Annotated in this window: 19 protein-coding genes and 2 tRNA genes; 7 read left to right on the top strand and 14 right to left on the bottom strand. The window is 63.2% G+C overall.

Annotation, left to right across the window (positions count from 1 at the left end; genetic code table 11):
• Positions 1-456: 456 nt before the first annotated feature.
• Positions 457-533 (bottom strand) — tRNA-Pro (locus SLT36_RS21145).
• A gap of 159 nt (positions 534-692) precedes the next feature.
• Here SLT36_RS21145 and SLT36_RS21140 point away from each other — a divergent pair.
• Positions 693-998, top strand: a complete 306-nt coding sequence (locus tag SLT36_RS21140; protein WP_109574555.1) for an ETC complex I subunit — start codon at positions 693-695, stop codon at positions 996-998.
• 32 nt (positions 999-1,030) lie between these two features.
• Positions 1,031-1,107: transfer RNA gene (locus tag SLT36_RS21135), tRNA-Arg, on the top strand.
• A gap of 278 nt (positions 1,108-1,385) precedes the next feature.
• Here the strand turns inward: SLT36_RS21135 and SLT36_RS21130 are convergent.
• A complete protein-coding gene (locus SLT36_RS21130; RefSeq protein ID WP_432284279.1) occupies positions 1,386-1,529 on the bottom strand; it encodes a hypothetical protein in 144 nt (47 codons plus the stop codon).
• A 688-nt stretch (positions 1,530-2,217) separates the two neighbouring features.
• On the opposite strand from SLT36_RS21130, the gene SLT36_RS21125 reads away from it, so the two are divergent.
• The 4 genes from SLT36_RS21125 (at position 2,218) to SLT36_RS21110 (ending at position 3,856) form a co-directional block, all read left to right on the top strand.
• Positions 2,218-2,427 (top strand): cold-shock protein, encoded by a 210-nt coding sequence (locus SLT36_RS21125; protein WP_067966826.1) that lies wholly within the window; start codon positions 2,218-2,220, stop codon positions 2,425-2,427.
• A 134-nt stretch (positions 2,428-2,561) separates the two neighbouring features.
• Positions 2,562-2,813: a hypothetical protein gene (locus SLT36_RS21120; protein WP_432284278.1), complete on the top strand. Its 252-nt coding sequence runs from the start codon at positions 2,562-2,564 to the stop codon at positions 2,811-2,813.
• Positions 2,814-2,953: 140 nt separating this feature from the next.
• A complete protein-coding gene (locus SLT36_RS21115) occupies positions 2,954-3,229 on the top strand; it encodes a hypothetical protein (protein ID WP_432284277.1) in 276 nt (91 codons plus the stop codon).
• 294 nt (positions 3,230-3,523) lie between these two features.
• Complete coding sequence (locus SLT36_RS21110) at positions 3,524-3,856, top strand: hypothetical protein (protein ID WP_432284276.1); 333 nt, start codon at positions 3,524-3,526, stop codon at positions 3,854-3,856.
• A 383-nt stretch (positions 3,857-4,239) separates the two neighbouring features.
• Here SLT36_RS21110 and SLT36_RS21105 read toward each other — a convergent pair whose 3' ends face one another.
• A complete protein-coding gene (locus SLT36_RS21105; protein WP_432284275.1) occupies positions 4,240-4,857 on the bottom strand; it encodes a general stress protein in 618 nt (205 codons plus the stop codon).
• A gap of 113 nt (positions 4,858-4,970) precedes the next feature.
• A complete protein-coding gene (locus tag SLT36_RS21100; protein ID WP_432284274.1) occupies positions 4,971-5,282 on the bottom strand; it encodes a PepSY domain-containing protein in 312 nt (103 codons plus the stop codon).
• A gap of 193 nt (positions 5,283-5,475) precedes the next feature.
• Here SLT36_RS21100 and SLT36_RS21095 point away from each other — a divergent pair, with 193 nt between their 5' ends.
• The gene (locus tag SLT36_RS21095; RefSeq protein ID WP_432284273.1) at positions 5,476-7,584 is read left to right on the top strand and encodes a catalase; all 2,109 of its coding nucleotides are present in this window, start codon (positions 5,476-5,478) and stop codon (positions 7,582-7,584) included.
• Between the two features lie 232 nt (positions 7,585-7,816).
• Here the strand turns inward: SLT36_RS21095 and SLT36_RS21090 are convergent, their stop codons facing one another.
• The 10 genes from SLT36_RS21090 to arsK all read right to left on the bottom strand — a co-directional run bounded on the left by SLT36_RS21090 (position 7,817) and on the right by arsK (position 15,128).
• On the bottom strand, positions 7,817-8,716 hold the full coding sequence (locus tag SLT36_RS21090; RefSeq protein ID WP_432284272.1) for a hypothetical protein: 900 nt from the start codon (positions 8,714-8,716) through the stop codon (positions 7,817-7,819).
• 572 nt (positions 8,717-9,288) lie between these two features.
• A complete protein-coding gene (locus SLT36_RS21085) occupies positions 9,289-9,585 on the bottom strand; it encodes a PRC-barrel domain-containing protein (RefSeq protein ID WP_432284271.1) in 297 nt (98 codons plus the stop codon).
• A gap of 278 nt (positions 9,586-9,863) precedes the next feature.
• Positions 9,864-10,079: a hypothetical protein gene (locus SLT36_RS21080; RefSeq protein WP_432284270.1), complete on the bottom strand. Its 216-nt coding sequence runs from the start codon at positions 10,077-10,079 to the stop codon at positions 9,864-9,866.
• A gap of 71 nt (positions 10,080-10,150) precedes the next feature.
• Positions 10,151-10,651 (bottom strand): hypothetical protein, encoded by a 501-nt coding sequence (locus SLT36_RS21075; RefSeq protein WP_432284269.1) that lies wholly within the window; start codon positions 10,649-10,651, stop codon positions 10,151-10,153.
• 100 nt (positions 10,652-10,751) lie between these two features.
• Complete coding sequence (locus SLT36_RS21070) at positions 10,752-11,045, bottom strand: hypothetical protein (RefSeq protein WP_432284268.1); 294 nt, start codon at positions 11,043-11,045, stop codon at positions 10,752-10,754.
• Between the two features lie 83 nt (positions 11,046-11,128).
• Positions 11,129-12,121 carry an SDR family oxidoreductase gene (locus SLT36_RS21065; RefSeq protein ID WP_432284267.1) on the bottom strand — a complete coding sequence of 331 codons (993 nt, stop codon included), beginning with the start codon at positions 12,119-12,121 and terminating at the stop codon, positions 11,129-11,131.
• A gap of 3 nt (positions 12,122-12,124) precedes the next feature.
• The gene (locus tag SLT36_RS21060; RefSeq protein ID WP_192317537.1) at positions 12,125-12,298 is read right to left on the bottom strand and encodes a hypothetical protein; all 174 of its coding nucleotides are present in this window, start codon (positions 12,296-12,298) and stop codon (positions 12,125-12,127) included.
• A gap of 80 nt (positions 12,299-12,378) precedes the next feature.
• Positions 12,379-12,879 carry a ferritin-like domain-containing protein gene (locus SLT36_RS21055; protein WP_432284266.1) on the bottom strand — a complete coding sequence of 167 codons (501 nt, stop codon included), beginning with the start codon at positions 12,877-12,879 and terminating at the stop codon, positions 12,379-12,381.
• 576 nt (positions 12,880-13,455) lie between these two features.
• Positions 13,456-13,677 carry a hypothetical protein gene (locus SLT36_RS21050; protein ID WP_432284265.1) on the bottom strand — a complete coding sequence of 74 codons (222 nt, stop codon included), beginning with the start codon at positions 13,675-13,677 and terminating at the stop codon, positions 13,456-13,458.
• A gap of 224 nt (positions 13,678-13,901) precedes the next feature.
• Positions 13,902-15,128, bottom strand: coding sequence for an arsenite efflux MFS transporter ArsK (arsK, locus tag SLT36_RS21045; RefSeq protein ID WP_432284264.1), 1,227 nt, complete (start codon positions 15,126-15,128; stop codon positions 13,902-13,904).
• Positions 15,129-15,146: the final 18 nt, after the last annotated feature.

The raw sequence follows: 15,146 nt of genomic DNA, 5'->3' as shown, positions 1-15,146 counted from the left end.
CTTCGCGCCAACCGTGGTGATTTGCCGAAACCAATGTGCCTTCGTCATCCTAGGGCGGAGCAGGAGCGTAGCTCCGTCGCGAAGACCCTGGGATCCATGCCGTGACATTGCCGCTGGGCTCAAGCGGTCATGAACGCGTCCGCACCCTGCGTAACCGTCGTCACCCCACGGCATGGCTTCCCGGGTCAAGCCCCCGGGATGACGAATTGCCTGTTCTTCGACGCCGCAGCACCGCACGGCCCCGACCAGTTGCTGACGCTGCCGGTGCGGTTCCTCGCCGTCGCGTCCTGCCGGAAAGCAGGGAAGGACTGAGTGCTGGCCGATGTCGCCGTTTCATCGCGCGCGATTCGCCTACGCATGATCGTGGCATGATGCCCAAGGGCCGTTGCCATCGCAGCCAGATGCCATGGGCAAACAGATCGATGTCTTGGGAAAAATGCTGTCGCGGGAGAAAAATGGTCGGAGTGGAGAGATTCGAACTCCCGACCCTCTGGTCCCAAACCAGATGCGCTACCAGACTGCGCTACACTCCGAAATCACATTTCGACGCCGTGCCTAGTGGCTTCCGCTCGACATGGCAAGGGCAAAAAAGCGGAAACCGGCTTTCGCCTTGCAGCAACGGCGATTGCGAAGTAAATGACGGGCGCATCTGGATGTCCGCGCTCGCTGCGGACTCACGAATGAGGGAATTAATGTCCGCGCGAATTTTCAGCCCTGCCAAGACCGCCATGCAGTCGGGCAAAGCCAAGACCGGGCACTGGGTGCTCGAATTCGACGCCGAGAAGCCGAAGAAGATCGACCCGCTGATGGGCTACACCAGCTCCGGCGACATGAAGAGCCAGATCAGGCTGACCTTCGAAACCCGCGAAGAAGCTGTCGCCTACGCCGAAAAGGAAGGCATCGCCTTCCGCGTGCAGGAGCCGAAGGAAGCCAAGCGCCGGCAGATTTCCTACTCCGACAATTTCCGTTATGACCGCAGGACGCCCTGGACGCACTGACGTCCACGATCACGCCGGCCCTGCCGGCCAGCGGTCCCGTAGCTCAGCTGGATAGAGCACCGGCCTTCTAAGCCGATGGTCACAGGTTCGAATCCTGTCGGGATCGCCATAAAATCAAGCACTTATGCCACGTCCGCGCGTTGAGTTCCAACTCTGTCGGATGGGCAGTTCCAACCTCACATCACTTTTTGTTCCCGTCTCGGAAGCGTTGCCGGCCGATTCGAGGGGCCGCATCTGCCTGCCGGACGGTATTCGGGTCGACCGGCTGGTAGGCTTGTGGATCGCGTCGGAATCAGACGTACGTCCAAGAACTGCGCTGGCAGGGCACGACGCAGCGATCCGCTTGCCCTCAAAGCCGATACAGTGCGATCGCAAGGTTCCGCCATACTATTTTGATGGCTTCGCTCGCTTTCCGTCATCGCCCTTTTTGCCCCCAGTTTCCTTTTTCGGTGTCGCTGTCTGAAGATGCTTGGACGCTTCGGTTCCTTTTTTCGAGAGCGAGTCCTTGCCGCCTGCCTTGGTCGTGGCCATTGCCGTGCTCCGGTTTAGCGAGAGGTTGCGGCTTTGCAACGTTGACGCCCACGGCAAGTTCCAACGGACGGGTTTTTGTCGTGGAGCATCGGCGATTTTTCGCTATCGCAGGATTTGATTGGTGGCGCGGCGCAATTGTCGACGGCGTGTTTCGTTGGAACCGATACGTTGTCCATGGGTTTGGTGACGGAGCGAAGACCCCGAACCCTTCGCTTCCCGAACCCTTCGCTTCCCGAACCCTTCGCTTCATCGCTTGGGACCTGCCGAGTACCCTCGCGGCAGGTCCTTCTCTCAATCTCAGGCAAGCCGATCGCCGCGCTCCACGCAGCGGGCATGTCGTTTCCAGGCGCCAGCAGGTCTCGTCCGTCACGATGTGGATATGCTGGTTCTCTTCACCCAAGGGTTTGGTGGTCGCGGTGGGCTTGGCGATGTCATGACATCTGCGTGGCCGACCCGCCTGTGGCCTGCGCGCGCTACAACCTTATGTCGAATCCGCCGCATGCCAAAAGCTAGAGTTGACAATGCGACAGCGCTGCCCTACATCTGCATCATCGATATTTGCTTGCTGAGCTTTGGTTACCGCGCGTCTGGCACCGCGCCCTGAACGAACCTTTTCTTTCAAAAATCGCTATCACCATCCGCAGCGCTTCGGCGTTGTGGTCCCGCTTTTGCTATGAAAGGGTTCATCATGACCACTGGCACCGTTAAATGGTTTAACTCCACCAAAGGCTTCGGCTTCATCCAGCCTGACAATGGCGGCGCGGATGCGTTCGTTCACATCTCTGCTGTCGAGCGCGCCGGAATGCGCGAACTCGTCGAGGGCCAGAAGATCGGCTTCGAGATGGAGCGCGACAACAAGTCCGGCAAGATGTCTGCCTGCAATCTGCAGGCCGCCTGAGCCATCCAGTATCTGTCTCTCCGTTGACCACGGATGTACTGGCACTGTGAGAGCATGATACCGATCAAGGTCAGGCAGCCCGCCTGACCTTTTTTATTGCCGCGCCCTATGCGGCCTCCCAATCGGAAAAACCATTGTTTCAGACACACAGCAAATCCCGCCAACAGGCGGAGATTGCCTTCAGCCGTGCGCAATCGCAATTTTTCGCGCGCAACAACTCCGTCGATGCGGTGGACGTCCTCGTTCGCTCGCGCGAGGAAAAGACGCTCCGGCTTCGCCAGGCGCGCCTTGCAAAGGAACTGCACGATCGTGCAGGGGCGACCGCGATCGCTCCTGGCCAGGCAAGCCGAGACCAACGGACGGCAGCTGTCGCGAGACAGGTCTGACGCGGCGCCCTGTCATCCGCGCCCTGTCATCCGCGCCCTGTCATCCGCGCCTTGTCATCCGCGCATTGTCAGGCGGCTGCTCAAGCCCCGCGTGACCCCCGTGTGAACACTGTCCAGGGCCAAGCCCCAAAGGAACCTCCATGGCAGACGATACGAATGAAATTCACGCGATCAACACCGCCTGGCAGATAGCGATCCAGGAGGTCCTGCGCATGGTCATCCGCGACATGTATCGCTCGGACGGGGAGGTCGCCTTCATGGCGCATATCAAGCGCATCGAAGAGGCGGCGGTCGACAGCATCTACACCGACCTGAGGCTGCGCGGCACGGACGACTGGACGACTACGCTGGTCAAGGAAAAGGCGAGCAATTTCGTGACCACCTTGCTCACTTCGTTCACATTCGACCGGGCTTGATCTGGCTGCGACGGCCCGGACCGTCGGGCGTTCGATCGATGGGGTTTGTCGCAAGGCGGAACGACATCGGCGGCTGAGCGTTCTTTCCCGCCGTGCCAGGCAAGCCTCAGCCAGGTAAGCCTCAGCCAGGCAAGCCTCTGGCGGGCCTTCGCCCAGGGAACTTTTCAAGACGACAGGGAACTTTTCGAGGCGACGAGAGTTGTTGGGGCGAGCATGGCCTCCCCCCTCCGGTCATGCTCACACCAGGCCTGCCGGATGTGCCCCATCCGGCAGGCCTTTTCCATGGGACTTGTCATGATCTCGGCGATTGAGTTCAGGCGCGGGCGCTTGTCCGTTGTGCAGGTCGCCACTGACGCGGCGCCTGCCTTCTTCGCCAGCCAACTGCGTCGCGCATCGCCTACAGGCAGAACTCCCCGACAGGCAAAACTCCCCGGCAGCCAAGGCTCAATGACAATCCTCCAGCAATCACCTGACGCTGAAGCCATCCGTCACGACCTCAGGCTGCTCAGGAAACGGATCGCCGGCCTCAATGATCGCGCGGGTTTTGGTGACGTCGATGCCCTGTTGTCGGTGGCGGAAGCGCATGTCGACCAGCACCTGGCTGCTCTGCGTCATACCGGCGGATAGGTTGGCCGACAGTTTGAGGTTGGGCAACGGCTTGAACCAACGCCGCGACGAGCGCGTCGGGATACGCCTTTTCGGGACATAATTCGGCGATCAAGCCTCGTGTCGGCCTCCTGTATTCGATGGGTGATGAAACGCGCATGCGGTCTCATCCCTCTGCCGGCAACTATGTGCCGTCATGGCGAAGCGGGCCCGACCGGAAGATCGGGCCGTCAGCATCTCGCCCTCGGCATCTCGCCCTCAGCATCTCCCCCTCGGCATCTCCCCCTGAGCATCTCCCCCGGAGCATCTCAAGGTTTTGCCGCCGCGTCCTGGACAAGACAGCGGCGGCTCACCGGTTCAGACTATTGGGGGCAGACTATGGTGGGGCCCAGACTATGGCGCGATCAGACCACCGGCGGGATGCGCGTGGCGTAGCGCCGGCGTTCTTCTTCGATTTCCCTCGGCGAGTACGGGTCGGCAGTTTCGTCGAAGGCCGTCCAGCCACCCTCGGCATAGGCTGTCCGACGCTGGCGGATATCGACCCGGTTGGCGTTCTGCAGAATGGCCCTTGCGGTGTCTTCCTCGGCGCCTTCGGTGACGCGTGCGGTCACGAGCGTGCCACCCCGTCGGACACCTTCCGCATAGACATGGGCGTCTTCGGCGGGGACGCCGGAATCGGTCAATGCCCCGATGATGCCGCCGGTCGCGCCACCTGCCAGCGCACCGGCCGCCGCACCTGCGGCAGTTGCCGCCAGCCAGCCGGCAGCGACCACCGGGCCGACCCCGGGGATCGCCATGACGCCGAGACCGGTGAGCAGGCCGCCTGTGCCGCCAACCAGGGCGCCGATGCCCGCGCCGGTGCCGGCAGCTTCGGCCGTGTCCGACGACCGGTCGTCATAGGCGCCATCCGCATTGCTGGCGACGACGCTGATGTCGTCATGCGAAATGCCGGCTCGGTGCAGTTCTTCAACCGCTGCCTGTGCGTCGGAATAATTGTCAAAGAGTCCTGTCACACTTACCATTGTGATCTTCCTTCCTGGATTTAGATTGCTGGCCAAGATCTTGAGTGCTGACGAAAATCTTAGGCGCTGGCCAAGATCTGGAGTGCTGGCCACGCTTTCGATCGCTGCCGGCACTACTGGGCGACGACGTTGCCCTGGTAGTCGAGCGACACGGCCAATTCCTTGCCGTCCTTGGTGGCCTTGCCCTGCCAGATTCCGCTCTCGGCCTTGACCAGTGCAGTCACGTTCTGGAAGCCGGCCTCTTCGATCTTGGCCTTGGCCTGTGCTTCGGTGAAGCTGTTTGCGCCTGCCACCGGAGCCGTCGGATTGACGGTATCAGGCGTGGCAATGGCCGGCGTCTGGGGATCGGTTGACGGCTGGGTCTGCGCCTGGGCATGGAAACCCGTTGCGGCCAGAATGGCCGCGCTAAGTATCAGATTTTTCATTATTTTTCTCCGTGAAGTGCCGACAGGAAAACCACCGGGAGAATGAAAGGTTCCAAAAAAATTCCCGATTTCGTCGCTGGCCCGGCGCTGCGGATGCGCGCATGGGCGCCATTCGAACAACAATGGAACCGCTCCGGCGCGGCGGCATTGAAGAGCATGTGCGATGCCGCACCCCCTCTTCAAGGAACCAGCCATGGCCAAGTCAACCAACCGCCCGGGGAACCGCTCGGGCAAGCCCGCCACCATCCATGACCAGAAGCTCCAGCGCGGCGAAGGCGGCGAATTGCACCAGCTGGCCGAAGGCGCAACCCCTGTGCTGACCACGGCTCAAGGTGGACCAGTCGCCGACGACCAGAACTCGCTGAAGATCGGTGCACGCGGGCCGACGGCGCTCGAAGACTTCCACCTGCGCGAGAAGATCTTCCATTTCGACCATGAGCGCATTCCCGAGCGCGTCGTGCATGCCCGCGGTTATGGCGCGCATGGCTATTTCGAGACCTACAAGTCGCTGGCGAAATACACCCGCGCCGACATCTTCCAGCGCGCCGGCGAAAAGACCCCGGCCTTTGTCCGGTTTTCCACCGTTGCCGGCAGCAAGGGCTCGGTCGACCTGGCCCGCGACGTCCGCGGCTTCGCGGTCAAGCTCTATACCCAGGAGGGCAACTGGGACATCGTCGGCAACAACATCCCGGTGTTCTTCATCCAGGACGCGATCAAGTTTCCCGACATCATCCATGCCGTGAAGCCCGAGCCGGACAGCGGCTTCCCGCAGGCGCAATCGGCCCACGACAATTTCTGGGACTTCATTTCGCTGACGCCGGAGAGCATGCACATGATCATGTGGGTGATGTCCGACCGGGCGATCCCGCGCTCGTTCAGGTTCATGGAGGGTTTTGGCGTCCATACCTTCCGCATGCTCAACGCCAGGGATGAATCGACCTTCGTCAAATTTCACTGGAAGCCGAAGCTCGGCCTCCAGTCGGTGGTCTGGAACGAGGCGGTCAAGATCAACGGCGCCGATCCCGATTTCCATCGCCGCGACCTCTGGGACGCGATCAAGGCCGGCAATTTCCCGGAATGGGAGTTGCAGGTCCAGCTGTTCGACCAGGAGTTCGCCGACAGTTTCGACTTCGACGTGCTCGACGCCACCAAGCTCATCCCGGAAGAGCTTTTGCCGCCCATCCCGGTCGGCCGCCTGGTGCTCGATCGCATGCCGGACAATTTTTTTGCCGAGACCGAGCAGGTTGCGTTCATGACGCAGAATGTGCCGCCCGGCATCGACTTCTCCAACGATCCGTTGCTGCAGGGCCGCAACTTTTCCTATCTCGACACCCAGATCAAAAGGCTGGGCAGCACCAACTTCACCCATATTCCGATCAACGCGCCCAAATGCCCGTTCCATCACTTCCAGCAGGACGGCCACATGGCCATGCGCAACCCGGTCGGCCGCGCCAACTACCAGCCGAATTCCTGGGGCGAGGGGCCGCGTGAATCCCCGCAAGGCGGGTTCCGCTCCTTTGCCGACGTCGAGGGCGGCCCCAAGCAGCGGCTGCGCGCCGAAAGCTTTGCCGATCACTACAGCCAGGCACGGCAGTTTTACCTGAGCCAGACGCCGCCGGAGCAGGCCCATATCGCGGCGGCCCTGACCTTCGAGCTCTCCAAGGTCAAGACCCCGGTCATCCGTGGGCGCATGGTGTCGCATCTTGTGAATATCGATAGGGATCTTGCAAACATTGTCGGCGGCGATCTTGGGCTCAAGCCCATGCCGAAGGCTGCTGACGCGGCGGTGGCAACGCGCCAGGATCTCGATCCGGCGGCCTCGCTCAGCATTCTTGCCAAGGGACCAGGGCGCTTCGAAGGACGAAAACTCGGTATTCTTGTCACCGACGGCAGCGATGCGGCACTGCTTTCGGCGCTGAAGGACGCGCTCGCCAAGGCCGGGGCCAGCTTCGAAATCATCGCGCCAAAAGTCGGTGGGGCCAAGCTGAGCGACGGCAGCACTGCCGCAGCGGACCAGATGATCGGCGGGGCTCCATCCGTGCTCTATGACGCAGTGGCGCTTTTGCCGGCCGAGAAGGCAATGGCGGCGATCTCGGCCAATCCGGATGTGCGTGATTTTGTTTCCGACGCCTTCGTGCACTGCAAGTTCATCGGCCATGTCGCGGCCGCCAAGGCGCTGCTCGAGGCGGTCTGCGACGGCGCACCGGACGAAGGCGTCATCCAGTTGTCCACCCCTCGGGATGCGCCAGCCTTCGTCAAGGCACTGGGCAAATTGCGGATGTGGGAGAGAGAAGCGCGTTGAGGCAAGCTATGAACTGACCTGAGGAAAGCGGGCTGCCAGGCCCGCTTTCTCACCCAGGCCCGCTTTCTCACCTAGGCTCGCTTTCTCACCCAGGCCTGCTTTCTCAGATTGTGTCGCCGGTTCTCCTGGCACCGTGCAAAACCCCGCGGCGGCACGACAAAGGCCTGCTGAGGGAACCACCCCCAACAGGCCTTGAAGTCGCTTGGCCGATCAGCCCGACCAGCAGATGTTTCTATCGGCGTGTGAGATAGACGACCTCGTCGTCGTCACGCTGCTTGCCGCCCAATGTTGCCGCAGCACTGGCGATGAACGCGCCGATGGCGAGCGAAAGTGCGGCTACGAGCGCAAATGTCGCGCTGGCCTTGCGCGCGGTATCGGCAGCGTCCTGTGCCTTGACCTTTGCGTCGTTGACGCTCGCAAGCACGGCATCGACCCGCGCCTGTGCGTCAGATTCAGACAGTCCCGTGCGGGCAGCAATCAACTGTGACAGGTAGGTGCGATCGGCCGCGGAGACCTCGCCGGAAGCCGCACTTGCAACCAGGATACGAGATGCCTGCGCGGTCGCCTGTTCCGTATCAGCGGCATCAGCGGTGGCAAGCCGCGCAGGGTCCGACGGACGGAACAGAGTGTCGACGAAATAGGACGTCGCAGTGTCTGTCCCTGAGCCGGCATTTGCAGCCGCGCCCATCGCGGCGCCCGACGCGACGTTCGATGCGGCCTGAACCCCGCCACCAACAGCTGCCGACAGCGCCGAACCGAGCACGCCAGCGACCAGAAGTGTCGCCAGCGCCCAGGCGAGGAAGCCGTGAGCGGTGTCGCGGAAATAGACCTCGTCAGTGTGAATCCCGACCCATTTTGTGCGCAGCCGGCCGGTCAGGTAGCCGCCCAGGCCTGCCGACAGCCACTGAACCACGACCAGCCAGATGGCCGTCGAGACGGCGAAGGTCGTGGCCGAAACGCCCTCGCTGGACCATGGCGAGACCATCGTCAGACCTAGCCCGGAGCCGAGCAACATCAGGATGAGGGTGATTGCCGCAGCAGTGAAGGCGCCCGCAATAACCGGGCCCCAACTGACGGCGGGAACGGAGGATTCGACAGTGGGAACGTCCACCTGAGATATGTTCGTTTGCATGGAGGTCTCCTAGCGGACGAAAAGAAGAATGAGGATGATGATGGGGATCGGTATCCCCAGTAGCCAAAGCAAGATGCCGCGTCCCATGGTCGTCTCCTGTTGGATGCCTGTTGGATGATCTGTTGTGAAAGTGTTGGATGAACTGTTGGGAAAGCGCTGGCAGATCAAAAGGTTCCCAAGCTGTCCAAGGTGGATGGACAGGCCGACCCGGCGTTCGGATCTTGCACGAGCGGCATGCGCCAATTGCGCAAAGGGGCCGCGCAAAGGGGCCGCACAAAGGGGCGCAGGCGATCTGGCTTTGCCCGGCTTTCCGCCAGCAGTTCGTGGAATTCAGCAGTTCGTGGAATTGCGGCAGGTCGGACCCAGTTGTCAGCTGAGGTGGCAGGGAGCCCGCGGACGCGACACGGCCTGGTGCTTCAGGACTTGCCTGGGGATGGCGCCGTTTGCTGCTGAACGCAGGCGGATGTCGGCTTTGCCGATGTCAAAACCGTCTATCGCCCTGCTGCCGGTTGCTGCTCGGGCGCCAACGGCGTGGCGCGGCCCTGGCCGCCGCGCCACTGAAGCGTGCAAATCTAGTCGAGATGCTCCGGCATCTCTTTCAACTGGTCCTTCGTCCACGATGTCACCGCGTGGACCTCGCCATCCTCGTCGCGCATGAAATCGAGCTGGCTGACGGGCACCGCGACCGGTTTTGCGCCGATGCCGAGGAAGCCGCCGACATCGATGATCACCTGGGCCGTGCTGCCCGATCCGTGGACATGCGACACCGATCCGATGTCCTCGTCGTCGGGGCCATAGATGGTGGCGTCGGCAAGCAGATCGGGCGTGAGTTCGGCCTCGGTGAGGCGGACGTGATTGCTGTGGTCCATGACTGATCTCCTTCAGGGGGTGGAAGGGCGAAACCATCCAGTCGGCGATCCGTTCCGACAAACCCGCCGCCAGGCTGCAATTGTGATCGTGCTGCGTCAGCCGGCAGGTCGATCCGGGCATGGCCCGGCAGGGCGCCTTACGGGCGCCTTGCTCAGCGATGGAACTTTGGCGCTGTTGTCGGGTTTAGACATGCACATGTAGCCGTTTTCGTCCCTTTCCCGGCTACGTATTCCAGAACCTGATGGCCTGCCGGTTGGCAGGCCTTTCTTTTTTGTCGTCAGCGCTTGAGATTGCGCCGAAGCTTTTCCACGTCCTGGCGCGTCGCCGTGTCGGGCTGGTTTCCGCCGGCGTCGGGGTTGGGAGCCGGGTCGTCCCTGGTGTCTCGTGCCGGCCTGTCCTTGGGCGCCGGTTTTTCCCTGGGCGTCGGTTTGTCCCGTTCCGGCTTGTCCCCGGCCGGCTTTGCTCCGGCTTGCCGCGTCGCTGTCCTGGCCATTGTGGGTCTCCGTTTTTCAATCAACCCTTCGCGCGCATCGATGGTTCCCGATGGCGCGCTGCCGGCAAAGGTCAGTTGCGGCTGAAGGCGATATCGGCGGTGACGATGCTGCTGCCGGTCTGCGGATGCCGTTCGACCGTGACGATGCGCATCTTGCCCGCAGTCCTGCTCGCCACCTGCATTGTGGCGACCCGCGCGCCGCTGCCCCGGTCGGGCCAGTTGATGCGGAGATTGAGCGTGTCGCCGCTGCGGCTGCCGGCGAGGCTGGCAGTACCGCGACGCGACCCGACATAGGTGCCGGAATAGTGCTTGCCGTCGGCGCGCAGATCGACGCCGATGCGTCTGGAGAAGACGATCTTTGCCCGGCACGTGCCATCCAGATTGAGCGACGTGCCCTTGCTCAGTGATTGCAGCGTGCAGACGACCGGGACCGGCGCCGTATCAGGCCTCAGCCGGACCTGGCCGGAGCCCCGCCAGCTGCCGGAAAGCGATTGAAGAAAGTCCGTTTCCGCAACAACGGCCGCCGAAAGCGACATCAGCGCCAGTGGTATTGCCAACAATGCCTTGGTCATCTCTGCCTCCCTCTGGAGGTTGCCGGGCCGGCCCTTTTGCGCGCGGCGGGCCGGCGGTGGTGCATGGAACATGCCGCGCGCCGGACGATCGGCCATGCTGTCAGCCGGTGCCGTCAGGCCCTTGCAGTGGCCCTGGAGCCCCTTGGTCGGTATCCTGTCTATCGTCCCCCCTGTCACGGTTACGATCAAGTGTGGTTCCCGGTGGCGATGGCAGCTTCTGTTCGAGGCTGCGAATTTCGGTTTCGATCTCGACAAGCTCGTCCAGCCACGGCGTTTCACCGGGTCCGTAGAGCGCGCGGCGCAGGCTGCGCAGGCTGGCATCGAGGTTGCGCAGACGGCCGATCTTGTCGTCGATGGACAGGTCGGGGTTCGCGACGATTTCGGGCGGCAACATGGCGCTCCCCTTTGCAGAGGCTCGTTTGCAGATACTGGCCGTGCCGGCCTCGGCCGGCCGGCATTTTCCCGGCAAGCCTTTTCTCAGTAGCCGCCGATGATCGGCAGGATCTCGCCGGTGATGTAGCTTGAGCAGTGCGACGAGGCGAGGAACACATAGGCGGGGGCGATTTCCTCGGGCTGGGCCGGGCGCTTCATCGCGGTCTTTGCGCCGAACTGCGCGACGTCCTCAGCCTGCTTGTCCGACGGGTTCAACGGCGTCCACACCGGCCCGGGTGCGATGGCGTTGACGCGGATGCCGCGATCGACAAGGTTGGCCGCAAGCGCCCTGGTGAAGGCATGGATGCCGCCCTTGGTCATCGAATAGTCGACCAGCTCCTTGCTGCCGCGGATGCCGGTCACCGACCCGGTGTTCAGGATGACGGCGCCTGGCCCCATATGCTCGAGCGCTGCCTTCGACATGTGGAAATAGCCGTAGAGGTTGACCTTGAGGGTGGTGTCGAAATGCGCCTCGGTGAGGTCGGCGACATCGGCCGAATGCACCTGGAAGGCGGCATTGTTGACGAGGATGTCGAGCTTGCCGAATTGCTTGACTGTGCTTGCCACCGCCTTGCGGCATGCGGCAGCCGAACTGACGTCGCCGCGAAGCAGGATGCAGCTGCGGCCTTCCGCTTCGACGGCGAGCTTTGTCTGCCTGGCATCGACGTCTTCGCTGAGATAGCCGATGGCGATGTCGGCGCCCTCCCGGGCAAACAGCACCGCGACCGCCCGACCTATGCCTGAATCGCCGCCGGTAATCAGCGCGACCTTGCCGGCGAGCTTTTGCGAGCCGAGATAATAGGGCGCGTCATACAGCGGCGCCGGCTCGACCGAGGTTTCGTGGCCAGGCTTCGGCAGATGCTGCTTCGGGAATGGCGGGGTCGGATAGCGTCTGGCACCGGCCTGCATCGCCTTGGGCCGCACCTTGCGCTTCGTCTCGTCCTTGCGCCTGTCGTCGCCGTCGTTCCTGTCGTCCTTGTCGACTTTCGCCTGGATCGCGCGTTGCCCGGCTGCGGCGCGTGGCTGAGCGGCAGCCATGGCTCAACTCTCCGCCTTGAATGTCCTGGCCAGCTCATCGAGCTTACGCCGGTCGCGGCCATGGCGCCTGACAAGTTCCGCTGCCTGGAGCGGCGACAGGTCGCTGGTTTCCACCAGGTGCATGACGAGCTCGTCATCTGTCGGCAGGCTGGGCTGGGGTGGGGTGGTCGGTTTCATGGGCGCCTCCGGATGGCTGTTGCGGGCGCGCGCGCCGCAACGTTGCCGGTGCTCGGCAAGGCTGCGGCGCGCGCTGTCGGTCAGGCGGCCAGGGCCTCGCGGTTGGCCTTGCTGTCCGCCAGCATGGTCAGGCCCTTGTCGGTGCTCTCTTCTTCGGCAAGGGTTGCCGCAAACAGCTTGGCGGCGTCGGGCATCTTCATGATTTCGGCCCAGCGGCGCAGCGTGCCGTAGCGGGTGATCTCATAATGCTCCACGGCCTGGGCAGCCGAGATCAGGCCGGCGTCGCCGGCCGCCGTGCCCTTGAACTCCTCGAGGATTTCCTCGCCTTCCTCGATGATGCCGTCGATCGCCGGGCAGGTCTTGCCCTGGGCGCGCTTGCCGATCAGCTCGAACACCTGCTGAAGCCGCTCGACATGTCCTTCGGTCTGGTCGCGATGCTTTTCGAAAGCCGACCTGAGTTCTGCCGAACTGGCGCCGCGGGCCATTTTGGGCAGGGCCTTCAGAATCTTGCGCTCGGCGTAATAGATGTCGCGAAGCGTGTCGTAGAACAGGTCGTCGAGACCTTTTTCCTTGCTGGGCATGTCGGACTCCCGTCGTTTGCCGTGGGTTGAATGTCCCCGGGGCAGAACGGCTGTTGCGTGGCGAGGTTCCGGCGCGGCTGCCGATTTGTCCCGCTTTTCGTTCCAGGTTTCGTTCCGGGCGCGCGCCGGCCAAAGGAACGGAACCGGGGCCGGGGCGTTGACGTCACGGAGCGATCCTGCCCCCTCTATCGCTCCGTGACGTCAAGGCCTGCCGTGGTCGCCCTGCGGCACGTCCTGGCTTTGTGAGGCAGCGGCAACCAGCGCATCGAGCATTGCCTCCGGGCACGCCGTGTCGGGACACGGCGCCTTGCCGGCGCAACGCCTGATCGTCGATCTAAGGCGTTGGCCTCGGCCTATGGCCACCCGGTGGCCAATACTTGCGCCTGGCTGTGGCAGGCGGACGATCGGCTCGGCGAAGGAGAGGGGATGCAACGGGGGCAGGGCGGATTGCCGGGAACCCGGCGCGCGGTCGGAGATTATGTTGGCGGAGTGCGTGCTCCCTCCGCAGCGCTCCACGCAGCGGGCCTGCCGTTTCCAGCCGGTAGCGGCAGGCCTCTCGCGACGGGGTCGTTGCAGTCACACGTCCAGGCGCTTGATGCGGCCTTTGTCGATCCGGAATATTCCGTTCGCGCCGCCCTGGCGTTCGAAGTCGGTTTGCAGGTCATCCCAAGTGCCAAGAAACTGGCCGCAATCTGCACAGGTGATGGCGGAGTTGGGGGCGGCATGGGTTGGTATTCTCAGCCTGATGGTCCCACAGAAGGGGCATTCCAGCTTATGATTGAGATAGTCGTCTGACACGCCAAACTCTCCCCGTGATGGTTGCGACGAGGCGTCGAAGTGGTGTTGCTCCAGGGAAAGCGCCGCCCACCCCGACAGCGACCGAATTATAGACCGATGCGTGTGTCATTGCCACATCGGCATGGGCGGACGTCGGGCACTTCGCCGGCTCGACAGGGGGCTTCTCCACCCCGGCCCACGGCGCCTCTCCAACCCCAGGCCCCTGGCGTTCGCCGCCATGCGGATCACGTCTCCGGCACCATTTCCGTTTCGCGGCGGCGCCAGCCGATACTTGCAAAGGCGATGGCAGCGGCGATGCCCAGCACGATGGCGACGGCGAGCGCGGGCCAGGTTCCAAAACGCGCCATCAGCACTGAAAACAGAAACGGAGCCAGTGCCGATACGATCAACCGGATCGACGATATCTTGCCCAGCAACGCGCCATACCCAGCGGAGCCGAACAGGGCCAGGGGCAGGGACCCCTGGACGATGCTCGTCAGCCCCGAACCGAGGCCGAAGAGGATGGCGAAAGCCGCCGCACCCCAGATCCAGGGAGCCGACACCAGCAAGGTCGACAATCCTGCGACCAGGAACGTGGCGGAGATCACCGCCAGCACCAGCTGGGACAGGCCCCGGCCGGCCAGCATGTTGATGAAGCGGCTGAACACCTGGGAGGGGCCGAACAGGGTGCCCACCAGCACGGCACTGGCTCCAAGCCCGACGGCGCTGAGCAGTGGAACCATGTGGACGAGCAGCGCCGACAGGACGAAGCCTTCGAGCGCGAATCCCAGGCCCATCAGGGTGAACGCCCGGCGCCGATCCCAGGAGGCGACGCTTCCTGCGATCGCTGCCACGGCTCTGGCCCTGTCCTTGCCGCCGCGGCGATCGGCGTTCATCGCGCGTGCCAGCCAGCAGTGAAACGGCAGGCACGCCACCAGATGCAGGACGGCGAAGGCGAGATAGACCTGCCGCCAGGTCAGATGCGCGTGCAGTTCGGTGGTGATCGGCCAGAACAGGGTCGAGGCAAAACCGGCAATCAACGTCAGATGGGTGATGCTCTTCTGGCCGGTTTGCGGCGTGATCTGCACCAGGGCCGCAAAGGCCGCATTGTAGAGGACGAAGGCCGAGGCGATCTCCATGGCGATCATGCCGGCGACGAAGGTCAGGCGATCGGGCGCGAGCGCGCACAGGACCAGCGACAAGGCCGCGACCAGCGACCCCAGGGCCATCATCGCACCCGCACCATGACGATCGATGCGGCGGCCGATGGACGGCGCAGCGAATCCGCCGATCAGCAAGGCGGCGGAAAAGACTGCGAATACCCATTCCTGGGTCCAGCCGAAATCCTTGGCCATCCCGGGCGCGAGGATGCTGAAGCTGTAATAGAGCGTGCCGTAGCCGATGATCTGGGTCAGGCCCAGGCCCCAGATGACAGTCCTGCTGCGCTGTTCAGTCGAAACGGGCGGTGCCATTTTCCATCTTTCCGGGAT

Source organism: Aminobacter sp. BA135, from assembly GCF_050859125.1.
Classification (GTDB): domain Bacteria; phylum Pseudomonadota; class Alphaproteobacteria; order Rhizobiales; family Rhizobiaceae; genus Aminobacter; species Aminobacter ciceronei.
This window is presented reverse-complemented; position numbering and strand designations above follow the sequence as displayed.